Raw genomic sequence first — 21,282 nt, 5'->3', positions numbered from 1 at the left:
GTGAGCGCCTTCTAGTGCCGGTGAAACGACGATGGGCTCAGCTGCGCGATGCTTGCCAGTTCGTCGATGCGCATGGGCCCCGCGAAGTTGGCGCGAAGCGCCTGTACGGCGCTGACCACGCGCCGCGTGCCCGGGTCGCCGAGCGTCACCTTGGCCACATCGGCGGCGTGCGGCCCCGTCAATAGCCAATAGGCGATCTCGCGCTTGATCAGCGGTGCCACATGGGGGATGGCATCCGGCGTGTCGAGCAGCCGGACCAGGCGCAGCACGCAGTCCGAAAGCGGCCCGTCGTAGTGGGTTACGAAGACGCCGCGCGCCACGCCTGGCGACGGTCGCACCGGTGACGGCAATTCCTCCATCAACTGGCCCAGCACTTTCGGGTCCAGTCCGATGGCGACTCCCAGGAAGGGCTCGTCGGGACTGGCCTGCACCACACGGCTGAACGCGGGCATCTCGACGCTGACCACCAGCGCCTGCCCCGCACCGTACTCGTAGCGCCGGTCGCCGAAGGCACTCCACTTGGCACCCTGGGCCACCACGCAAAGCGACGGGCGGAACAGGACCTGCGAACGATGCGGCAAGTCGGCCCGCATGATCACCACGTCGTCGATCGCAGTGAACCACGGCGAAGCGCCTCCGCGGGTGTCCGTGTAGCGCTTGATGGCCTCGAGCAGCTGGCGGGACATGGCGGGCATCCGAAGGTGGGGCTGATGGTGCGCATCCTATCCTGCCGGGCTGGTCGCGGCCGCGGGGCGACAGGATCAGGCAAGAAGACGACCACTTCCGGCATTCGGCCGGGTTAGGCGGAGGCATAACCTGCACGCTCATCCAGCAGGAGTACGTCATGCAAGCTTCCGAAGCCAAAGGCCGAATCGCGGTGATCACGGGCGGCAGCCGCGGGTTGGGCCGCAATACGGTGCAGCACCTGGCTCGCCGTGGCGTGTCCAGCATCTTCACTTATCACACCAATCGCACGGAGGCCGACGCGGTCGTCGCGATGGCCGCCGCGGAGGGTGCGCAGGCCGTGGCCCTCCAGCTGGACACCGGCGACACCGCCGCGTTCGCCGGCTTTACCCAGCGCCTGCAGGAAGCCCTGCAACAGCTCGGAACCGACCGCTTCGATTACCTCGTGCACAACGCGGGCACTTCGCACCACGCGCTGATCGCGGAGACCTCCGAGGCGCAGGTGGACGCGCTCTACCAGGTGCACTTCAAGGGAGTGTTCTTCCTGACCCAGGCGCTGCTTCCCTTGCTGCGCGATGGCGGCCGCATCGTGACGGTGTCCAGTGGCCTTACCCGTGTATCGATGCCTGGCAGTGCTCCCTACGCGGCCATGAAGGGTGCCGTGGAGGTGCTCACGCGCTACCTGGCCAAGGAGCTGGGATCGCGCGGCATCACGGCGAACTGCGTCGCGCCGGGTGCCGTGGAGACGGACTTCAGCGGCGGCATGGTGCGGGACAATCCCGACGTGAACAGGAGGGTGGCCGACTTCACCGCGCTCGGACGAGCCGGTGTGCCGGACGACATCGGTCCCATGATCGCGTCGCTTCTGTCGGACGAGAACCGATGGGTCAATGGCCAGCGCATTGAAGTGTCGGGTGGCATGCTGCTTTAGCGAGCGCGTTCGTTCGCCGGATCAATCGCGCCAGGATGGCGCCGCGCCTTCGAGGGTGTCCGCGCGACGCACGCATCGGCGGGCATCCAGCGACCACGACCCGCCGCCGTCGAGGCACGCATCCGCATCGGCGAGTTCCTGCGCGAGGCCCCGCGGATCCGGCGCGTGGGGATGGAACCGCTGGCAGGATGCGATCGCGGCGATCGCCACGCCGAAGACCGTGGTCATGCGCGCCATCCACCAGCGACGGCTTTGCGAGCAGCCGAAAGGTATCGATCCGGTCCGAGCCAAGGCCTCACTCCGTAACGAGGCAGGCCAGCCTAGGGAGTCGTGAGAATGACGGACATCGAATAATTCTGAAAAAGCGTCGGCACGGTTGGAGGTTGCGACGCCCGTCACATATCCGCCGTACCGACTCAGTGCGCCTTGCGCACCCGCATCATCGTGATGATCCCGACGCCGAGGAGGATGATCGCCATGCCGGCGAGGTCGAAGGCGCCGACATGCTCCCCCGCGAGCGCCACGCCGAACAGCACGGCCACCGGCGGGTTGACGTACGCGTAGCTGGTGGCGAGGGCGGGTCGCACCGTCTTCAACACGTAGAGGTACGCGCTGAACGCGATGATCGAGCCGAAGACCACGAGGTAGGCGAGCGCCATGGTGGCACCCACTTCCGGATGGGCGGGGATGCGCTCGCCGTGCAGCAGGGCGATGATCGCCAGCGAGACGCTGGCGCAGAGCATCTGCGCGGCGGTGTTCATCGGCCCCTTGGGCATGTCTTGCCGCTTGGACCACACGGAGCCGAAGGCCCACGACATCGCCGCGACGATCAGCGCGATGGCGCCCAGCGGAGCCCCCGACAGGCCCGTGCCGAGATTGAGCACGATCACGCCGACGAAGCCGAGCAGGAGGCCGGATGTTTCCCGGCGCGTGGGCCACTCGCCATAGATGCCGCCGAAGACGGCGGCGAACAAAGGCATGCTCGCCACCGCCACGGCGGCGATGCCCGAGCCGACCGATTGCTCGGCGAAACAGACGAGCCCGTTACCGCCGGCGAGGAGCAGCGTGCCCACGATCGCCGCGTTCTTCCACTGCCGCGCCGTGGGCAGGGCTTCGCCACGCACCCGTAGCACGGCGAAGAGCAGCACGCCCGCGACGGCGAAGCGGATCGCGGCCAGCGTGAAGGGCGGGTAGCTCACCAGCGCGTAGCGGATGGCCAGGTAGGTGGAGCCCCAGATCACGTACAGGGCGAACAGGGACAACGGCACCATCCAGCGCGGATCGGTGGCGACGGAAGCGGGGGCTTGGTTCGTACAGGCGGCGTCTGACATACGGGGATCCGGCGGAATGCCGCAAGATATCGTTGCCGCGTGGACCGCGGTAGCGAAACGTTTCGGGGTCAGCCTTGAGTGGCTTTCATGGCACGTTCGGTGGCAAGCAGTTGTTGCTTGATATCCAAGCCCCAACGCCAGCCGCCAAGGCTTCCGTCCTCCCGGATGATCCGGTGGCACGGCACCAGCAAGGCCAGCTTGTTGCTTCCGCAGGCACGGCCGATGGCGCGTGCCGCCTTGGGCACGCCGAGCTTCGCGGCCAGTTCGCCGTAGCTGAGCGTCTCACCCCGAGGGATGCGCGTCAGCGCGTCCCAGACCCGCCACTGGAACGCCGTGGCGGCGATGTCGAGCGGCGGCATCGCCGGCGACTCGCGGTCGCTCCAGCCAAGTTCGTTGGCGACCCGGCCGATCACGGCATCGAGCCACTCCTCGCGGCCCTCGTCCACCCGTTCCCGCTGCGCGAGGGGGAACTCCGCGGCAAGGCGGGCTTCGAGTTCCGCATCGTCCTCGCCCAGGGTGACCGAGCAGATTCCTTTCGCCGTCGTGGCGACCAGCAACTGGCCGAGCGGCGTGTTGGTGGTCGTGTAGCGGATGGACGCCCCCGCGCCACCGGCGCGGTAGCTGGCCGGCGTCATGCCGAGGCGGCGATCGCTTTCTTCGTACACCCGGCTGCCGGAACCGAAGCCCGCCTCGTAGACGGCGTCGGTCACGGCGGCGCCTTCGCGCAAGGCTTCGCGCAATTGGCCGAAGCGACGGGCGCGGGCGTATTCAGCCGGGCTGACGCCATAGCGGCGGCGAAACGCCCGTTGCAGGTGGGTCGGGCTCAGTCCCGCGACGACGGCGAGGCTAGTGAGGTCGGTCGCGCCGTCGTCGCGCTCGAGGGCGGCGCGGACACGTTCGAGGGCATCGTCGGCGGCGGGACGCATGGTGCAAGCCTGGAGATTCATGGTGGCCTCCTTCATGGGAGACCAGCGTAGGACGGGCCGGGGCCCGTCACCATCCGCTTCTTGCGGGTATCAGTGGTGGACCGGCCGGCTCTGCCGAATGACCACGAATTCGCCTTCCAGCACGTCCGGCTCCTTGGCTGCGGGCTTGGCACCGCCCGCGACGCGGCCGCGCGAGAGCTTCCACTGGCGTACCGCGAAGAAGACCAGGCCGCCGACGAACAGTACGCCGAGCACGACCACGCCGAACACGAGCAGCACGCCCACCACGGCAAGGCCCAGCACCAGCGACAGGGCGCGGACGAGAGGGTTACGCGAGCGGCGGATGGGCGGGAAGACGAGGCGCATTGGTTAAAAATCCGTATATGGCACAATGACATGCATGCGAGCCCTGTACCTTGGGGCATCCCACCCCCATAGACAAGTGCCATGACACCCGCCATTGAATCCGAGCCCCTCTGCCTCCTGGCGGACATCCCCGATGGCAACGCCATCGAAGTCGAAGCCCTCGTCGCCGGGGAGGTGGAGTCGTTGATGGTCTATCGGCACGGTGACGAGGCGCGGGCCTACTTCAACGTCTGCCCGCACGCGGGGCGACGCCTGGACTACGTTCCGGGCAAGTTCCTCGTTCGTTCGGGGCAGATCATCTGCGCCGCCCACGGGGCGACCTTCACGGCGGAGAGCGGCGATTGCACGGCCGGGCCCTGCCGGGGCGACCGCTTGCGACCGGTGGCGGTCACGGTGAGGGACGGCGCCGTCCACCTTGCCTGACGAACGAGGCTGCGGGGTTGGGGCGAGCACCCATTCGCGCGCCAGCGCGCTTCCCACGTCACCCCAAAGGCTCAGCGGTACATGAAGTTGATCGTGACGAGGGTCAGGGTCAGGATCAGGATCGTGAGCGGAAGGCCGACGCGCAGGAAATCCCGCGATCGGTAGCCGCCGGGGCCGGCCACCATCATCAAGGCTGGATGGCCCGAAGGCAGCAGGAAGGTGTTCGACGACGACACCGCCACGATCAGCGCATAGGCCGACGGATTGCCCCCGGTGGTGACGGCGACGCTGATCGCAATGGGCACCATCATGACCGTGGCGCCCACGTTCGACATCACCTGCGAGAACATCAACGTGAGCACGGCGATGGACAGCTGCAGTGTCCATTGGGGGGCGTGCCCCAGGATCTGCAGGACTTCCTGCGCGATCCACGAGGCGGTGCCGGTGGAATCCATCGACCAGCCCAGCGGAATGAGGCACGCCGTAACGAAGATCGTCTTCCAGTTGATGGCCTTATAGGCCTCGTCCATGTTCAGCACGCCGGTGAGCAGCATGCCCACGGCGCCGGTCATCATCGCCACCGAGAGGTCGAGGTGGGTGAACAGGGCGAGGCACTTCGCGAGCACGAAGAAGCCCACGGCCTGCCAGATCTTGCCGGGACGCTGTTCTTCCTTGGGAATGTCGGTGACGACGACGATGTCGCGGTCTTCCTCGGCCAGCATGAGGTCGCGCCACTTGCTGTGCAGCACCAGGGTGTCGCCGGCCCGCAGCGTCACGGCGCGGACATCTTCGCGGAACACTTCGTCGCCGCGGTTCACCGCCAACACGGAGATACCGAAACGCTTGCGCAGGCGCAGCTCGCCCACGCTCTGCTTGATGAAGCGCGAACTCGGTGGCACCACCGCCTCGGAGATACCCGCGCGCGTGGTGTTGAACTGCTCGCCCAGCTGGCGCATGCGCATCGACACGCGGCAGAGCTGGTTGTTGGCGAAGGACATGATCGCGTCCTTCGGGGCCAGCACGCCGAGCACCGTGCCGACCCAGATCATCTGGTCCGACGGTGGGGCCACGCGGCTCTCGTTACCGTTCTTGATGGCCAGGATCAGGGGCGCGCCGTGCAACTGCTCCACCTCGCCGATGCTCATGCCTACCAGCGGGCTTTCCGCGGTGACCGTCAGCTCGGCCGTTTCGCCGGCGATGCCGTAGGTGTCGGCGAAGTAGCTCTCGGTACGGCCGGGCGTGACCTTGAGGCGGTCGTCCTCACGCTCGGGCAGCAGTTTGCGCGTGAACAGGTAGAAGAAGAGCACGCCGGCCACGGCCAGCACGAGGCCCACCGGCGTGACGCTGAAAAGGCCGAACTTCGGGATCGTATGCGCGCCCGGGGGGAGGTTGCTGTTGGCGCTGGCGATCAGGTCGTTGAGGACGATCAGCGGCGAATTCGCGATGAGCGTCGTGTTGGTCGCCGTGAGGATGCAGAAGGCCATCGGCAGCAGCAGGCGCGACATCGGCACGCCGGTGCGGGCGGACAGGCGGCTGGTGACGGGGATCATCAACGCGGCCAGCGCCTGGCTGGGGATCACCGCGCTGAACAGGCTGGTCACGCTGTTGACCACGACGCCGAGGCGGGATTCCACGCCGCGAGCCATGCGCATGACGAAGGCGGCGGTGAGGTTGAGCACGCCGGCGCGATCCAGGCCAGCGCCCATGATCATGATGGCGATGATCGCGATGACGGCGTTACCGGCGAAGCCGTTGAACACCTGGTCGCCGGGGATCAGGCCGGTCAGGCCGATGGTGACCACCACGAGCAGGGCGACCATGTCGGGCCGGATCCACTCCAGAACGAGCATGAGCATGGTGAAGCCCACCAGGCCCAGCACGAGGATCATTTCGGGAGTGAGGGTCAGTGCCACTAGCCGGCTATCCGGGTCCGGTCGGTTGGAGCGTGCGGTGGCATGGTCTTGCCAGGCTGTGGTGTTGCCGCCGGAGTATACGCGCTGGGCGTGGACAAGGGCTGAAGCAGCGAAGAGATGATCCCACGAGTAAAGGGCTATTCGCTCCGCTCGTAGAGGAAGTCCCACACCCCGTGCCCGAGGCGCGTGCCGCGGCGTTCGAAGTGGGTTTCGATGCGCCACGCCGGACGCTCCGCGACTTCGTCCGGGCCCACGCGATTTCGCCAGCCCGGCGCCGACTCCATGGTCTCGCGCATGTGCTCGGCGTAGGCCTCCCAGTCCGTCGCGAGGTGGAGCAGGCCACCCGGTGCCATGCGCGAGGCCAGCAGTTCCGCGAAGGCGGGCTGCACCAGCCGGCGCTTGTTGTGGCGCTTCTTGTGCCATGGATCGGGGAACCAGATGCGCACTTCGGAGAGGCTGCCGGGTGGGATGTCGTTCTCGAGGACTTCCACCGCGTCGTGCTTGTAGAGGCGTACGTTGGTCGCCTCCCGCGCCGCCAGGGCGTTCATCAGTCGGCCGACGCCCGGACCGTGGACTTCGACACCGATATAGTCGCGAGCGAGGTCGTGCTCGCTGGCCCATGCCAGCGCCTCACCATTGCCGAAGCCGATCTCCAGGACGCGAGGCGCATGACGGCCGAAAGTGGCGTCGAGGTCACGCTCGTTGCCGGCGTAATCGAGCCCGAAACGCTCCCAATGCTCGTCGAACGCGCGTTGCTGCGCCGGCGTCATCCGGCCTTCGCGCAACACGAAGCTGCGGATGCGACGGTGGAAGGGGGCTTCGCCCGGCATATCGTCGTCACTCGTCATCGTTACCCGCCTCGACCGGCATGGACCAGCGTCGCGCGCGGCGCGACGGCGGGCGCGCTTACACGCGCGTGACCATTGAACGTAATCAGCATCCGCCGATTCTACCGACCCTACCTACCTTCGGGTAGGAGTGACCTCGGCCGCGAACGGGTGCTCGCGCGAGTCCCGCGTCAGCGCCCGTGTCCCCGCCAGCCGCCATCATTCCCGCGCATCGGAATGCCGGTCCCCGGCTGATTGCCCGAACCCATCCCCGTTCCCGGCTGCGGCGCGCGATTGTTCGTGAAGCCCGTGCCTGGCTGCATCGGGGGGTTCTGGTAGTAGCCCCGGTTCCAGTCCCGACGGCGGTCGTTCCGGTCCGGCTGCCGCTCGGGGGCCAGTCGCACGCCGGCGGCACCGCCCGCCGAGGGATTGCCGCCACTCCCGGCGGCGAGGCTCAGCGAGCCGTCCCGCCTGTCGTCGCGATCGTGCCAGCCACCATGGCCATCGCCCGGTCCGTCGTGATCGTGGTCATGTCCCGGTCGCCCGTGATCGTGGTCGCGACCACCGCGGCCGTCACGATCGTTCCAGCCGTACCCTGGCGGATAACCCCCGCCGTAGTAGCCGCTCCCGGCGTACGAGCCATCGTCGCCGTGGCCCTGGTAGTCGCTCCCACCGACAGCCACTTGGCCGCCGACGTAAAGGCGAGCCGGTTGGGGCAGGGTGCCCGTGCTCACCGTCTCCTTGCGGACGGCGACCGCAGGTCCGGAGATGTAGCTGACCCCGGGTTTGGGCATGTCGGCCGTGGACACGGTCCGCGACTGCGCCGCGACGGCACCGGCGGTCAGCACCAGCCCGATGGCGATGGAAAGCGAAAGCATGCGACGCATGAGCCGGCCCTCTAGGGATTCCCTGGCTCGATTATGCGCCGCCCCCGGTCAGGCGGCGCAGCTGCCCCCGCACGCGTTCAGATGCCCGCCACCTTTGCCCGGTCGCCGCTCTCGTATTACCATCCAGGCCCGACGCGGGTGTAGCTCAATGGTAGAGCTGTAGCTTCCCAAGCTACTGACGAGGGTTCGATTCCCTTCACCCGCTCCATCGACCGTCGGAATTGCGGCAGGGCCGTCCGGCCTGCCAGGTGCGAAGACCCCTCCTTCACAGTTGCCACGCCGAGGTTCATGCTCGCGTCGGGAGCTAATGAGGAGGCAAGGACGATGCACATGAGGGCGACATTCCGTTTTCTGCTTGCGCTGGGCAGCATCGCTTCTTCTAGCGTCTTGATGGCGCAGGAACATGACCCTCGGAAAGACCGCGTCCGCATAGCATGTCCGGGAGTCGCCGCGTGGGAGAGTACGCGAGCGCATGCAGCGCCGCGGGATCAGCGGGTAGCGACACCATCCGATCCGACCCTCCGTGATGAGCTGAACCGCATGGCCGACAAGGACCAGGCGGCACGCGACCTTTCAGCCACAAAGGTTGCCACCGAAGACGCCGCCGCCCTAGGCGAGGTGAACAAGGTCGATGCGGAAAACCTCCATCGCTTGCAGCAGATCGTCAAGACGCATGGCATCCCGACCCCGAGCCTCGTGGGCGACAAGGGCATGAGGTCATTCTGGATACTCGTGCAACATGCGAGCCCCGATCCCCTTCTTCAGCAGCGGGTCCTGCAGGCACTGACCACGGATCGACGAGGATTACCTCTGAGCGAGATAGCCCTTCTGACGGACAGGGTGCAGGTCAACCGAGGTGAGCCGCAAACCTACGGCACCCAGTTTCATCGCGAAGGCGGAAAATTCGTTCCCGATACGAACCGGGAGCCGGAGTCGCTGGCGGAGCGACGGAACGAGATGGACTTGATGCCGATGAGCGACTATGAGTGCCTGCTCCAGGCGACGTACGCCGAATAACGTATTGATTGGCACAAGTGCAACGTTGAAGCCGCAGGGTATGGCTATCGAGAAGAAGCGATCGCGGTTGCCAATTTGATCAACGTCGAGGGCGGAGCGGAGCCCGATCCGCACTGCTACTTGGACTCAGCCTCTTGACGCGCTCTGTCGAGGTCATCTTTCGAAAGCTGTTCCGCTTCAACGTGACGTGCACTGATACTCCGCGACCACGTCGACCCGGTCCGGATCACGGGACGCTGTGTTCGACGCCGCCGGAGCAGAACTATAAGTCGAGTCGAGCATGGCGGCAGGCCCATCGCAGGCCTCAACCGCACTTTGGTCGCATTCTTCGAAGTGCCCAGCGCGCGCATAGGCACTGCATGAGACGCGCACGAGCCCAGTGGCATCCGGGTGCGGCTTAGGGAACAGGGTGGCGCAGCCTGTCAATAACACAGCACAGGCGGCGGCGAACGTCATCGCTCGCATAAAGCCTTCCAGGTCATCGGTGATGGTGGGACGTCCTTGTCCCTTGGCATCCAATCGTCCTTACACCGCGAACCTTAGAACTTGTAGTTCGCTTCCACGTACATCGTGCGGCCGTAGATGTTGTAGTTCAGCTCGTTCCACGGGCTCGTCTCGGTGCCGAGGTAGGAGTGGTCCTTCGGCGGCATCTTGTTGAACACGTTGTTCATGAGGAACGAGAGCTCCAGGTCCTTGAAGCCCTTGTAGCTGACCGACGCGTTGTACGTTACCCAAGGCTTGAGCTTGCCGGCGCCTTCGCTCACGTAGTCACCCGACTGCGTGGCCGCGTAGTTCGGGGTCGAACCGTAGCGGTTGAAGTAAGCGGTGGCACTCCACTGGTCGGCCGGGCTGATCCACGTGATCGAACCATTGACCTTCGTCTTGAAGTCGGTCGACCAGTCCGGCCGGCGCAGCAGGTCGATGTAGTCGTCGCCCGGCAGCGGCTGATAGGTGTGCTTCAGCAGGTCGCTGTAGCTGGTGTCGAACATGAACGTACCGAAGTGCGAGGTCGGCAGCATGTAGCTGAACTCGGCATTGAGCGCATTCACCTTTTCGTTGGACACGTTTACCTTCGGCGTGCTGATCGAAGCGAGCGTACCCAGGAGGCCGTCGATGGTCGCCGGGTTGCGCACGATCTTCGAGTACGCGTTGAGGCACGTCGGGCTGTTCGGATCGTAGTCGCCGATGTTGCAGTGGTACTCGTCAAGCATGAGCTTGTCCGCCGACTCCTGGGCCACCTCGTTCGCGATGTCCCAGTGCAGGTAGTCGACCGAGAACTTCATGCGCGCGATCGGCGACCAGACGAAGCCATAGCTCCACACCTTGGCGGTGATCGGCTGCAGGCCCGGATTGCCCGACTGCTTGCCGCTGAACTGGGCATTGCTGTAGTTCGGATCGCACTTGTCCGACTGATTCGGGTCGAAGCCGAGGCGCGCGCAGTTCGAATAGTCGGTCACGCTGCTGTAGTAGCCGGATTCGCCCATGAACTGGTCGGAGATGTTCGGTGCCTTGAACGCGGTGCCGTACTTGCCACGGAGGAGGAGCGTGTCGAACGGACGCACCTCGATGCCGAAGTTGTAGGTGCCGTGGGCGATGGTCTGCTCAGCGACCCGGTAGCCGTCGTAGCGGCCGGAAACATCGAGCGTCAACCACGAAAGGACCGGTGCGCGGAACTCCGAGGTCAGCGCGTAACGGCTGCGGTGACCCGCACCCTGTACGTCCGACGATCCCCAAACCTTGTCATTCAGCATGTTGTACGACGGGGTGTACTCCCAGCCCTGGTTGCCGCCTTCGGCGACCATGGCGATACCCGCGTCGCCGCCCGGGAGCGAGAACAGCTCACCGTTCGTCACCTGGAAGCGGAGCATGTTGTCCCATGTCTTCGCCTTGGTGTGGTCGCGCGTCGTGAAGCTGGCGAATTCCGAGGGCGTGATCGGGCGATAGAACTGGTCGTAGTTGATCGCGTACGAGGGGTAGTCCGGGTCGAGGCCCAGTTCCGGTCCCATGAACTTGTTAATGAAGAAGTTATCCATCGGCTCGGACAGACGGTCCACCGTCGACGTGTTCAGATGGTCTTCGCTGTGCGTGAAGCCGAGGTCCCAGTTCCACTTCTGGTCCCACACGCCGTTGCCGCCGAGCGTGACCATCAGACTGTTTTCCGTCTGCTTGTTCATGATGTTCTTGTAGCCACCGACTTCCTCGTCGGTAAAGCCACGCTGCAGCGCGACGTAATCGTCGAGGTTCGGGTCATAGATCGGACCGAAGTCGGTCTGCGAACCCCACCACATGTAGCTCGGTCCCGAGGTCCACTTCTGTTCGCCGTGGTGGTACAGGAAGTCGCCGTACAGCTGCGTGTTGGACGTGACATCGAACGTCGCATGCGTGTAGAAGTCCGCATTCTTCGACTCGTTCTGCATCGTGCGGTAGCCCGGGCTGTTGTACGAGCCGCAGTACGGGTTCACCTGGTTGGAGCGGTACTGCTTGCCTTCGCCGCCGTGATTCAAACCCACGGTGTTGGCGCAGTCGTTCGGGTCCGCGAAGATGTAGCTGTTCCTGCTGGTGGTCAGCGAGTTGACGAGGAAGTCGCGACCCGCGGCAGCCGGACTGTCCGGATTGCCCGTGAAGTACTGCTTGGACAGGTTGCGCTGCGACGCCCAGATCGGATCGACCTTCTCGAGCTGCGCGCCCACGAGCACGTTCAACTTGTCCCACTGGAAGCTGTCCGCGAACGACAGGCGATGCGACTGCCCACCGCCTTCCGACGTCCAGCCATAGCGGTAGTCGAGCGTGGGACGGTCCACCTTCTTCTTGAGCACGATGTTGATGACGCCCGCGATGGCGTCCGAACCGTACAGCGACGACTGGCCGCCGGGGAGGATGTCGATGTGGTCGACCAGGTCCGCCGGAATGCCCGAGATCGAGTTGAAAGAGTCGCTGCCGTTGTAGAGGGCGGGGAAGTTGCCCATCGGTCGACCGTCGATCAGGTACTTGGTGAAGCCCACCGGCAGGCCGAACATGGAGAGCGACTGCGCGCCCGGCGTGAAGCCCTGGGTGAACTGCGCGCCCTGCACGGAGCCGGTGGCGAACGAGGACGACTGCAGCACTTCCGCGATGGTGGAAAAGCCTTTGGCCTTGATCTGTTCCGCTGTGACGGTGATCGTCGGGGTCGCCGTTTCGATCTGCGAGATCGGGATGAGCGAGCCGGTGACCGTGACGGCTTCCAGCTTCTGGGCGGCTTTGCCGTCCGTCCCGGTATCGGTGGACGTGGCGTCCTGCGCGAAAGCACTGAAGCTCATGAGCGACGATGCGATGGCGATGCCCAGGATCGAGCGGCGGAGGTTCTTTGGTGTGTTCAACGTGTATTCCTTGAGCAGGATCGATTTTGTTTAAGGCAAGGGCGGTACTCCAGGAAGACTGGTAATCATGGATCGTGCATGTCAGGTCCCCCCCTGAGTGTTGAATCTGCCTCGGGGCCCCCTAAGCGCCCGAGACAGCATCGAGTTGGGCGACGGTGTCGCGCCGAACTTGCTGGGGAGAATAGCAATGTCTGTAACTAAATATAAACAGGGCAGTAATGGCTTTGAACAAAACGCCAAGAGCCCTATCTGGAAGGTTTAATTCGCAATATTTCACGAACAACTAGCTGCGACAGTCATGGCCTTGTATGCATGGGTCGGATGGAGTCGTCGCGTTTACGCGGAAGGATCAGCGCCGGGGCCGCCTGTCGAGGAACGCGAGCACGAGCGAGGCGATGGCATCGACCTGCTCATCCCATGGAAAATGCCCCGCGTCGAGCAGGTGCACTTCCGCATCGGGTACATCGCGCTTGTACGCTTCACCGCCGGCGCCAATGAACGACGGATCGTTGTTCCCCCAGACCACCAGGGTGGGCGGCTTGTGCTTCCGCAGCCACGCCTGCCACTCGGGATAAGCAGCCACGTTGTTGCGGTAGTCGAAGAGAAGGGACGACTGGATGGCACGCTGTCCGGGTTGCGAAAGATGCGCGAATTCGTCAGCCCACGTATCGGGGTGGTACCGCTCGGGATGCGACGTGCCGAGCGTATGGCGTTTCTCCGCCGCGTCGCGCGACACGAAACTCTCGAAGACGTCGGGATGCGCCTTGGGATCTTTCCAGTACCCGGCGATCAGCGCCCACTTCTTGCCCAGGCCTTCCTGGTACGCGTTGGCGTTGGACACAATGAGCGCGTCCACGCGCTCGGGGTGCGCCAGCATGATGCGGAAGCCGACCGGGCCACCGTAGTCGTGGAGGTAGAGCGCGTAGTGCTTGAGGCCGAGTTGCTCGAGCAAGCCGTTGGTCGTCTTCGCGAGGTTGTCGAAGGTGTACGGGTACTTGGACGGATCGGGCGAATCGCTTTGCCCGAAGCCGGGATAGTCCGGCGCCACGAGGTGGTAGCGGGTCGCCAGCAGCGGAATCAGGCTGTCGAACTGGCGCGACGACGATGGAAATCCATGCAGGAGTACGAGGGTCGGCGCGTCCTTGGGACCCGCCTCGCGATAGAACACGCGAACGCCGTCCACGTTCGCATAGCGATAGGTCGTCGTGGCATGGGTGGCGGGTAAGGGAGTCGCCCGGATGCCTGTGCCAAGCAGCATGGCCGTGGCGAGGATAGCGATGGTTTTCATGTCGGTAGCCTCATGGGTCGGCCGGTCCGTGCGGGCGGCCTTGTCCCGTATATGCCTCAATTCGCTGGCCGTATAGGTCGGGTTACTGCCCGCGCCGGACGCAACGTGTCCGAAGATAGTTGCATGATGCTACTTATTGGAATAGAGTTGCATCAAGAAACTATTACCCGGAGACTCCATGGACCGCCGGCTGCTAATGCTCGCCCTCGGCATGTTCGCACTTGGCACCGACAGCTTCGTGGTCGCTGGGGTGCTGCCGGAGCTTGCACGGCATTTCAATGTCGGCGTCGGTGCCGCGGGACAGATGACCACGGCCTATGCGCTGTCTTACGCCATCCTCGCGCCGTTGATCGCCGCCGTCGCGGCACATGTGCCTCGCAAGCGGCTCCTGTTAGGCAGTCTGTCCATCTTCGTGGTGGCCAACCTGCTCACCGCTGTCGCGCCCACCTTCTGGTTCGCCCTTGCGACGCGGGTGCTGGCAGGTCTCGGCGCGGCCATGTTCGCTCCGACCGCCACCGGTACGGCGACGATGATCGTCGCGCCCGAGCGGCGCGGGTTCGCGCTGTCCGTCATCATCGCCGGACTCACCTTCGCCACCGCCTTGGGGTCACCGATCGGCACCGTGATCGGCGGCCTTGGTGACTGGCGGTACACGATGGTCTTCGTCGCCGCCCTGGCGACCGCTGCCGGCGTGGGCGTGGCGACGCTTCTGCACGACGTGCCTTTGCCGCCGCAGATCAGCCTCCGCGATCGCGTCGCGCCGCTACACGACAGCCGTGTGGCCCTGACCTTGGTCACGACGCTGCTGGGGCAGACAGGTAACTTCATCGTCTATACGTACTTCGCCGTGATCTTCGATCGCGTCATCGGCGGCAGCACGGCGGTCCTCACTCTGCTCCTTGTCCTGTGGGGCTCGGCGGGCACGGCAATGAACCTCGTCGCAGGGCGTTACATCGACCGGATCGGTTCGCGCAAGGTGCTCGTTTTCATGTTCACGATCCTCATCGTCAACATGGCCCTCATCCCGTGGGCGAGCGCATGGCTGGTGACGGGCGTGCTGGTGATCGTCGTGTTCGGCGCATGCGGTTGGGGATTCCAGGTGCCGCAGCAACACCGCCTCGTGCACCTCGCGCCGGCGACCGCGCCGGTCGTGCTCGGACTGAACACGGCAGGCACCTATTTCGGTGTATCCACGGCCGGGGTGCTGGGCGCAGCGGGTCTCGCCACGGTGGGCGCGCACAACCTCGGCCTGGTGTCTTCCGGCTTCATGGTGTTGGCGCTGGTCGTCTCGGAACTGGCACACCGCCGCATCCACGCCATCGACCGCCGTACCTCCGCACAAGCCGTCGCGGCTGCCTGATCGCCGACTGGCGGCCCTCAGGGTTCGCCAAGGACCCTGAGGTTACGGTTCTCGATCACTTCCCGCGTGCTCGCGGTGGCGCCGGGTCCTGGGACGAATCGCACATCGCGATACGACAGCGGCTTGCCATCGGGGCCGTGCACCGTGATTTTCTGGATGCTGTGGCCCGAGTCCGCCGTGACCAGCCGCGTCGTCGGCTTGCCGTTCGGTGCCACCCAGCGATCGCCCCATTGCTTGAGCGTGACCAGGACAGGGTAGAGCTCCTCGCCCTTGCGAGTCAGCCGGTAGCCGTCCGTGTTCGCGCGGCACTCCAGGGGGAACCGCTCCATGATCTCGAGCTCGATGAGGCGCTCCAGGCGGGACGTCAGGATGTTGCGGGCGATGCCCAATCCGTTCTGGAACTCGTCGAAGCGAGTGGCGCCCTGCGTGGCTTCCCGGATGATGAGCAGCGTCCACCAGTCGCCGACCTGGTCGAGCGCGCGCGCAATCGTGCAGTTCATGCCGTCGAAGCGTTTCTTTCGCATGGGTGCACCTCCGGTGGTTCACATGAGTTGCATCATACCACTGTCACCAGGAGGTCCGGATTGCCTGGCGAGCGGTCGGACCATCAGCATCGACGAGTGCCACGCGGATGCTGCCCCGGCGGCCCCTAAGGGTTACGAGGGGTAGCCACGCATTGACTACATGTGTAGTCTGACGACACGTGTAGTCAAAGGGGCGCAGCGTGAATCTCCGTATCGGGCACATCGTGGCTTTTTTCCTGGCGGGCGCCGCCATGGACACCCATGCGGCGGACACATGGATCCTGCGCACGGACCTCTGGCAGTCGCCTGCGTTCTCCACCTTGAGCGTGACCCTGGACGCGATGGCCTTGCAGGGTGAACTGGACGGCGATGCCATCCGGGGCACGGTGGACGGAAAAGCGTGGACGTTCGAGAGCACCGATGCCCAGGGGCGAACCTCACGCTACCGATTGCGCTTGGGAAAGCAGGCGATGACTGGCGAGGCGGACTTGCCGGACCCGAACAATCCCGCCCGTCGGGTCACGCATGCCGTCACGGGCTGGAAAGTGCCCGCGCGGGACGGCGGCACGCGCACATGGGAGTACCGGCCAACGACCTATTCCAACACCTGGGACGCCGACCGCCACCCGGCACTCGTCGTCTGGCCGGGCGACTCCATCCACACGAGCACGGTGGATTCCGGCGGCGTGGACGAGCACGGTGTGACGCGCGCATTGTTCGGCAACCCCCAGACAGGGCCGTTCTTCATCGTCGGGGCGCAGGCAGGCGACACGCTGGTCGTGCACATCCGTCGGTTGCGACTCAATCGTGACTATGCCGACAGCCTCGATGCCATCGTGGGTCGTGCGCTGGGCTCACCGTTGGTTCCCGAGGCACGAGACCTCGGCAAGCCCGTGCGCTGGATCCTCGATCGCGCACGGGGATTGGCGCGACCCGAAGGGGCGTCGGGTCCGCTTGCCCATTACGCGGTTCCGGTGAAGCCGATGCTCGGCGGGATGGCCGTCGCGCCGGGATTCGGCACGCCGCCCATCTCCACGGGCGATACCGGACGCTTCGGTGGCAACATGGATTTCAACGAAGTGGTCGAGGGAAATACCGTCTACCTGCCCGTGCAGCAGCCCGGTGCGCTCCTTTACATCGGGGACGCCCACGCCCTCCAGGGCGACGGTGAAACCACGCAGTACGCGCTCGAGACGTCCATGGATGTCACCCTCACCGTCGACCTCATCCACGGCCGCGCCGTCTCGATGCCGCGTGTGGAATCCCCTGCCCAGATCATGGTGCTGGGGCAGGCGGGGTCATTGGACGAAGCACTGAAGGCAGCAAGCACCGGCATGATCCAATGGCTGCAGCAGGACTACGCCCTGACGCTGTCGGAGGCCGCGCAGGTGATGGGCACCGCCGTGCATTACTCGGTGCCGAACCTGGCGGGACGAAGCGTCGGCGTCGCCGCGAAGATCGACAAGTCCTTGCTTCCTGCGCGCGCGTCTCCCACGGCTTTCGACCAGGTCGGCGCACCGCCGGCACGCTAGAAATCCGACGTGCCGAACCGCGCCACGCCTTTGTTGTGCCCGGGCGGGTCGAGCGTCGTCAGGTCCAGGGCCAGTGGCTCACCGATCCAATCGGCGAGTCGCGTGTGATCGGCCAGGTCATCGTCCGTCAACGGATGGACGAGGGCGGTCAGGCCGCTCGCCACAATGGCTTCGCGGATGGCGGCCACGGTGTTCGCCATGAAGTGCACTTCGAACTGCGGCTTGGGATGCGGACCCGCCTTCCCTTCTTTCAGGCTTCCCACGAAGAGCAGGCCTGGCAGGTTCCCGCTTTTCATGCGCGTGCGGAGGGCGGCATTCAGGGCCTCCGCGACGTCGCGGCTGTCGCCGTCGAAGTAGACATGGGCATGGTACGGCTGGTTGGGAAGGTGCTCGTGGCTCATGCGCTTGGTCATCCAGGGGGAGGCGAGGTTGCGATCCCTCAGCATCATGCGCGCCGCCCGTCGCCCGATAAATATGGGAATATGCCGGGCATTCCGAACCTATAGGTTGCGAATTTGAACAAGCTGGCCGGCATGGAGATGTTCGTCCGCGTCGTGGAGGCCGGCAGTTTCGCGGCAGCCGCGGAGTTGTCCCGTGTCTCGCCCACCATGGTCGCGAGGCATGTCTCGGACATCGAACAGCGGCTTGGCGTTCGCCTGCTCCACCGTACGACCCGGCGCCAGCAACTGTCCGACGTCGGACGGGTGTACTACGAACGCTGCAAACGCGCGCTGGCTGAAGTGGAGCGCGCCGAGGCGAGTGCGCTCGAATTGCAGGAGAGCCCTCGCGGCAACCTGAGGCTGGTCGCGCCGGTCGGCTTCGGAAGCCATTGCATGGTGCCTGCACTGGGCGAGTACATGGCGTTGCACCCTGACGTCACCGTCGATCTCGTCCTGGACAACCGCCGTCCGAGTCTTGTCGAGGGCGACTTCGAACTGGGCATCTACATCGGAGAGGCTAGCGAGCCGGGTATCGTCGCGCGTCCGCTGAGGCCTTACCGGCGCATCCTCGCGGCATCGCCGGAGTATCTGCGGCGGCACAAGGCGCCGACGGAACCTGAGGAGCTGGCCGGGCACCTGTGTCTGGGACCGTCGTACTGGCGCAGGCATAACCAGTGGCAACTGGTCGCGACGGACGGACGGACGACCAGCGTGACCGTGACGGGTCGCTTCGCCGCGACGCAAGGAGAGGCATTGCGCATGGCTGCGCTGCACGGCATGGGCATCGTCCTGCAACCCGAGGCAGTCCTCGCCGATGACCTCGCATCGGGCCGGCTGATGCCCGTGCTGGCGGACTGGTCGCTGAAGCCATCGCCCATGTACCTGATCTACGCGCAAGACGCACGGCCCAGTGCGAAGCTGCGCAGCGCCGTGGATTTCCTCATGGCGCGCTTCGGCATCTGAGTAGCCCGCCGTGCTTGCAGTCCCGGCGATCGCCAGGACTGCAAGAGACGAACCGACTTACGCGGCCTCCAACTCCGTGGCTGGCTCCTTTCGCCGCTTGAGGTCGTAACGATCGAGGTTCATCACCTTGGTCCACGCGGCGACGAAATCTTTGACGAACTTCTCCTCCGCATCGGCGCTGCCGTATACCTCGGCCAGGGCTCGCAGCACCGAGTTGGATCCGAAGACGAGATCCACGCGGCTGGCGATCCACCTCAGGTCGCCGGTGCGACGGTCGCTGCCTTCGAACGATTCCCTCGCCGGTGACGTCGGCTTCCACGCGATGCCCATGTCGAGCAGGTTACGGAAGAAATCGTTGGTCAGCTTGCCGGGCCGCTGGGTGAACACGCCTTGCTTGCTGTCGCCCACGTTCGCACCGAGGACACGCAGGCCGCCCACGAGCACGGTCATCTCCGGCGCGGTGAGGGTCAGCTGTTGTGCCTTGTCGATCAGCAACGCTTCGGCCGGCACGCTGTACGCGCCCTTGAGATAATTGCGGAAGCCGTCGGCGACCGGCTCGAGAGGGACGAACGAATCGACGTCCGTCTGTTCCTGCGACGCATCGGTGCGCCCTGGGGCGAAGGGGAGTGACACAGGATGACCGGCTTCCCTCGCCGCCATTTCGACACCCGCGTTGCCGGCGAGCACGATCAGGTCCGCGAGCGAAACCTTCGTGCCTCCCGCCTGCACCCGATTGAATTCGGCGCGGATCTCTTCCAGCCGATCGAGCACCCTTGCCAGGCGCTCCGGCTGGTTCGACGGCCAGTCTTTCTGCGGCGCGAGGCGAATCCGTGCGCCATTGGCACCGCCGCGCTTGTCGCCGCCGCGGAACGTGGCTGCGGAGGCCCACGCGGTGGATACCAGTTCGGAGACGCTGAGTCCCGAGGCGAGCAACTTGTCCTTCAGGGCCTGGACCTCGTGCTCGCCGACCAGCGGATGATCGACCTTGGGCAGCGGATCCTGCCAGATGAGTTCTTCGTCCGGCACATCCGGGCCCAGGTATCGCGAGCGCGGTCCCATGTCGCGATGGGTCAGCTTGAACCAGGCCCGCGCGAACGCGTCGGCGAACGCCTCGGGGTGGTCGAGGAAGTGACGAGAGATCTTTTCGTACGCCGGATCGACGCGCAGGGACAGATCGGTGGTGAGCATGGTGGGCCGGCGGCTCGCACCGCCATGGGCATCCGGGATGACCGCGTCGCTGTCCTTCGCCACCCACTGGTTGGCGCCGGCGGGACTCTTCGTGAGTTCCCACTCGTAACGGAAGAGGTTCTCGAAGAAGTGATGGCTCCACTGGGCGGGCGTCTGCGTCCAGGTCACCTCGAGGCCGCTGGTGATGGTGTCGGCGCCGACGCCGCTGCCATGGGCATTCTTCCAGCCGAGGCCCTGCTGCTCGAGATCGCCGGCTTCCGGCTCCACGGCGACGTTCGCGGCATCGGCCGCGCCGTGCGTCTTGCCGAACGTATGACCACCCGCGATCAACGCGACGGTCTCTTCGTCATTCATGGCCATGCGCGCGAAGGTTTCGCGGATGTCGCGGGCCGCGGCCAGCGGATCGGGATTGCCTTCCGGGCCTTCCGGATTGACGTAGATCAAACCCATTTGCACGGCGGCGAGCGGATTCTCGAGGTCGCGTCCGTCCTCGGTGCGGTCTTCCTCCGTGCCATGCAGGTGGGGATCGGCGACGAGGACGCCCTCGTCATCGGGCTGGACCTTGCCGTAGCGATGGTCGCCGCCCAGCCATTCCGCTTCCTTGCCCCAGTAGACGTCTTCGTCAGGCTCCCAGGTGTCCTCGCGCCCGCCGGCGAATCCGAATGTCTTGAAGCCCATGCTCTCGAGCGCGACATTGCCGGTGAGGATCAAGAGGTCCGCCCAGGAAAGGCTGCTTCCGTATTTTTGCTTGATCGGCCAGAGCAGGCGGCGTGCCTTGTCGAGGCTGACGTTGTCGGGCCAGCTGTTTAGCGGAGCGAAGCGCTGCTGCCCGCGCCCGCCACCGCCGCGTCCGTCGCCGATGCGATAGGTGCCGGCGCTATGCCATGCCATGCGGACGAAGAGGGGGCCGTAATGACCGAAGTCGGCAGGCCACCAGTCCTGCGAGTCGGTCATGAGGGCGGCCAGGTCTTTCTTCACTGCCGCCAGGTCGAGTGTCGCGAACGCCTCGGCATAATCGAAGTCGGGCGTGAGCGGGTTGGATCGCGAGGAATGCTGGTTGAGCAGGTCGACGCGCAAGCGCTTCGGCCACCAGTCCTTGTTGGTCGTGCCGCCCCCGGCGGTATGTTTAAAGGGACATTTTGCTTCGGTCGACATGGGCGCCTCTCCTCTGTGCTGCCACGGACGAATGGCCTCGTGGGCGATTCGTGAAATCAAACTCCTCGCCGGATCTTAGGCCTCGCAATCCCATTGCGAAAATTGATTGATCCGATGACGGCGAGAGGCTGGGCCTATCGTGGCGGCGAATGTCTTGAAGCATTCCCGCCA

Annotated in this window: 19 protein-coding genes and 1 tRNA gene; 7 read left to right on the top strand and 13 right to left on the bottom strand. The window is 65.3% G+C overall.

What is annotated here, in order from left to right:
* Window positions 1-11: 11 nt before the first annotated feature.
* Window positions 12-686, bottom strand: a complete 675-nt coding sequence (locus ACQKIE_RS14150) for an AraC family transcriptional regulator N-terminal domain-containing protein (RefSeq protein ID WP_427460156.1) — start codon at window positions 684-686, stop codon at window positions 12-14.
* A 158-nt stretch (window positions 687-844) separates the two neighbouring features.
* Here ACQKIE_RS14150 and ACQKIE_RS14145 point away from each other — a divergent pair, with 158 nt between their 5' ends.
* On the top strand, window positions 845-1,615 hold the full coding sequence (locus ACQKIE_RS14145) for an SDR family NAD(P)-dependent oxidoreductase (protein ID WP_427460154.1): 771 nt from the start codon (window positions 845-847) through the stop codon (window positions 1,613-1,615).
* Window positions 1,616-1,636: 21 nt separating this feature from the next.
* On the opposite strand, the gene ACQKIE_RS14140 is transcribed toward ACQKIE_RS14145, so the two are convergent.
* The 4 genes from ACQKIE_RS14140 to ACQKIE_RS14125 all read right to left on the bottom strand — a co-directional run bounded on the left by ACQKIE_RS14140 (window position 1,637) and on the right by ACQKIE_RS14125 (window position 4,238).
* Entirely contained in the window at window positions 1,637-1,843 is a 207-nt protein-coding gene (locus ACQKIE_RS14140) for a hypothetical protein (RefSeq protein ID WP_427460152.1), read from the bottom strand.
* A gap of 188 nt (window positions 1,844-2,031) precedes the next feature.
* Complete coding sequence (gene yedA, locus ACQKIE_RS14135; RefSeq protein ID WP_427460150.1) at window positions 2,032-2,946, bottom strand: drug/metabolite exporter YedA; 915 nt, start codon at window positions 2,944-2,946, stop codon at window positions 2,032-2,034.
* 68 nt (window positions 2,947-3,014) lie between these two features.
* On the bottom strand, window positions 3,015-3,893 hold the full coding sequence (locus ACQKIE_RS14130; protein ID WP_427460148.1) for a methylated-DNA--[protein]-cysteine S-methyltransferase: 879 nt from the start codon (window positions 3,891-3,893) through the stop codon (window positions 3,015-3,017).
* Between the two features lie 69 nt (window positions 3,894-3,962).
* Window positions 3,963-4,238 (bottom strand): hypothetical protein, encoded by a 276-nt coding sequence (locus tag ACQKIE_RS14125; RefSeq protein WP_427460146.1) that lies wholly within the window; start codon window positions 4,236-4,238, stop codon window positions 3,963-3,965.
* An 81-nt stretch (window positions 4,239-4,319) separates the two neighbouring features.
* Here ACQKIE_RS14125 and ACQKIE_RS14120 point away from each other — a divergent pair, with 81 nt between their 5' ends.
* Window positions 4,320-4,661, top strand: a complete 342-nt coding sequence (locus ACQKIE_RS14120) for a Rieske (2Fe-2S) protein (RefSeq protein WP_427460144.1) — start codon at window positions 4,320-4,322, stop codon at window positions 4,659-4,661.
* A 71-nt stretch (window positions 4,662-4,732) separates the two neighbouring features.
* Here the strand turns inward: ACQKIE_RS14120 and ACQKIE_RS14115 are convergent, their stop codons facing one another.
* From ACQKIE_RS14115 to ACQKIE_RS14105, 3 genes are all read right to left on the bottom strand, one after another.
* Window positions 4,733-6,550, bottom strand: a complete 1,818-nt coding sequence (locus ACQKIE_RS14115; RefSeq protein ID WP_427460499.1) for an SLC13 family permease — start codon at window positions 6,548-6,550, stop codon at window positions 4,733-4,735.
* A gap of 161 nt (window positions 6,551-6,711) precedes the next feature.
* The gene (gene trmB / locus ACQKIE_RS14110; RefSeq protein ID WP_427460142.1) at window positions 6,712-7,422 is read right to left on the bottom strand and encodes a tRNA (guanosine(46)-N7)-methyltransferase TrmB; all 711 of its coding nucleotides are present in this window, start codon (window positions 7,420-7,422) and stop codon (window positions 6,712-6,714) included.
* Between the two features lie 170 nt (window positions 7,423-7,592).
* Window positions 7,593-8,288 carry a hypothetical protein gene (locus tag ACQKIE_RS14105; RefSeq protein WP_427460140.1) on the bottom strand — a complete coding sequence of 232 codons (696 nt, stop codon included), beginning with the start codon at window positions 8,286-8,288 and terminating at the stop codon, window positions 7,593-7,595.
* Window positions 8,289-8,422: 134 nt separating this feature from the next.
* Between ACQKIE_RS14105 and ACQKIE_RS14100 the strand changes: the two genes are divergently transcribed.
* Both ACQKIE_RS14100 and ACQKIE_RS14095 read left to right on the top strand, forming a co-directional pair.
* Window positions 8,423-8,496: transfer RNA gene (locus ACQKIE_RS14100), tRNA-Gly, on the top strand.
* Window positions 8,497-8,576: 80 nt separating this feature from the next.
* On the top strand, window positions 8,577-9,305 hold the full coding sequence (locus ACQKIE_RS14095) for a DUF6624 domain-containing protein (protein WP_427460138.1): 729 nt from the start codon (window positions 8,577-8,579) through the stop codon (window positions 9,303-9,305).
* 539 nt (window positions 9,306-9,844) lie between these two features.
* On the opposite strand, the gene ACQKIE_RS14090 is transcribed toward ACQKIE_RS14095, so the two are convergent.
* Both ACQKIE_RS14090 and ACQKIE_RS14085 read right to left on the bottom strand, forming a co-directional pair.
* Window positions 9,845-12,661: a TonB-dependent receptor plug domain-containing protein gene (locus tag ACQKIE_RS14090; RefSeq protein WP_427460135.1), complete on the bottom strand. Its 2,817-nt coding sequence runs from the start codon at window positions 12,659-12,661 to the stop codon at window positions 9,845-9,847.
* Between the two features lie 349 nt (window positions 12,662-13,010).
* Entirely contained in the window at window positions 13,011-13,949 is a 939-nt protein-coding gene (locus ACQKIE_RS14085) for an alpha/beta fold hydrolase (protein WP_427460133.1), read from the bottom strand.
* A 178-nt stretch (window positions 13,950-14,127) separates the two neighbouring features.
* Here ACQKIE_RS14085 and ACQKIE_RS14080 point away from each other — a divergent pair, with 178 nt between their 5' ends.
* A complete protein-coding gene (locus ACQKIE_RS14080; RefSeq protein ID WP_427460131.1) occupies window positions 14,128-15,309 on the top strand; it encodes an MFS transporter in 1,182 nt (393 codons plus the stop codon).
* A 17-nt stretch (window positions 15,310-15,326) separates the two neighbouring features.
* Here ACQKIE_RS14080 and ACQKIE_RS14075 read toward each other — a convergent pair whose 3' ends face one another.
* Window positions 15,327-15,833 carry a winged helix-turn-helix transcriptional regulator gene (locus tag ACQKIE_RS14075; RefSeq protein WP_427460128.1) on the bottom strand — a complete coding sequence of 169 codons (507 nt, stop codon included), beginning with the start codon at window positions 15,831-15,833 and terminating at the stop codon, window positions 15,327-15,329.
* Between the two features lie 200 nt (window positions 15,834-16,033).
* Here ACQKIE_RS14075 and ACQKIE_RS14070 point away from each other — a divergent pair, with 200 nt between their 5' ends.
* Window positions 16,034-17,365: an acetamidase/formamidase family protein gene (locus ACQKIE_RS14070; RefSeq protein ID WP_427460126.1), complete on the top strand. Its 1,332-nt coding sequence runs from the start codon at window positions 16,034-16,036 to the stop codon at window positions 17,363-17,365.
* Here the strand turns inward: ACQKIE_RS14070 and ACQKIE_RS14065 are convergent.
* Complete coding sequence (locus ACQKIE_RS14065; RefSeq protein ID WP_427460124.1) at window positions 17,362-17,814, bottom strand: DOPA 4,5-dioxygenase family protein; 453 nt, start codon at window positions 17,812-17,814, stop codon at window positions 17,362-17,364. The genes ACQKIE_RS14070 and ACQKIE_RS14065 overlap by 4 nt on opposite strands.
* Before the next feature lie 66 nt (window positions 17,815-17,880).
* Between ACQKIE_RS14065 and ACQKIE_RS14060 the strand changes: the two genes are divergently transcribed.
* Window positions 17,881-18,768 carry a LysR family transcriptional regulator gene (locus ACQKIE_RS14060; RefSeq protein WP_427460122.1) on the top strand — a complete coding sequence of 296 codons (888 nt, stop codon included), beginning with the start codon at window positions 17,881-17,883 and terminating at the stop codon, window positions 18,766-18,768.
* A gap of 57 nt (window positions 18,769-18,825) precedes the next feature.
* Here the strand turns inward: ACQKIE_RS14060 and katG are convergent, their stop codons facing one another.
* Window positions 18,826-21,111 carry a catalase/peroxidase HPI gene (gene katG / locus ACQKIE_RS14055; RefSeq protein ID WP_427460120.1) on the bottom strand — a complete coding sequence of 762 codons (2,286 nt, stop codon included), beginning with the start codon at window positions 21,109-21,111 and terminating at the stop codon, window positions 18,826-18,828.
* Window positions 21,112-21,282 lie beyond the last annotated feature (171 nt).

This window comes from Luteibacter sp. NPDC031894 (genome assembly GCF_050273135.1).
GTDB lineage: Bacteria > Pseudomonadota > Gammaproteobacteria > Xanthomonadales > Rhodanobacteraceae > Luteibacter.
Note: the sequence above shows the minus strand (reverse complement) of the source record. Positions and strands in the feature narration are given on the sequence as shown.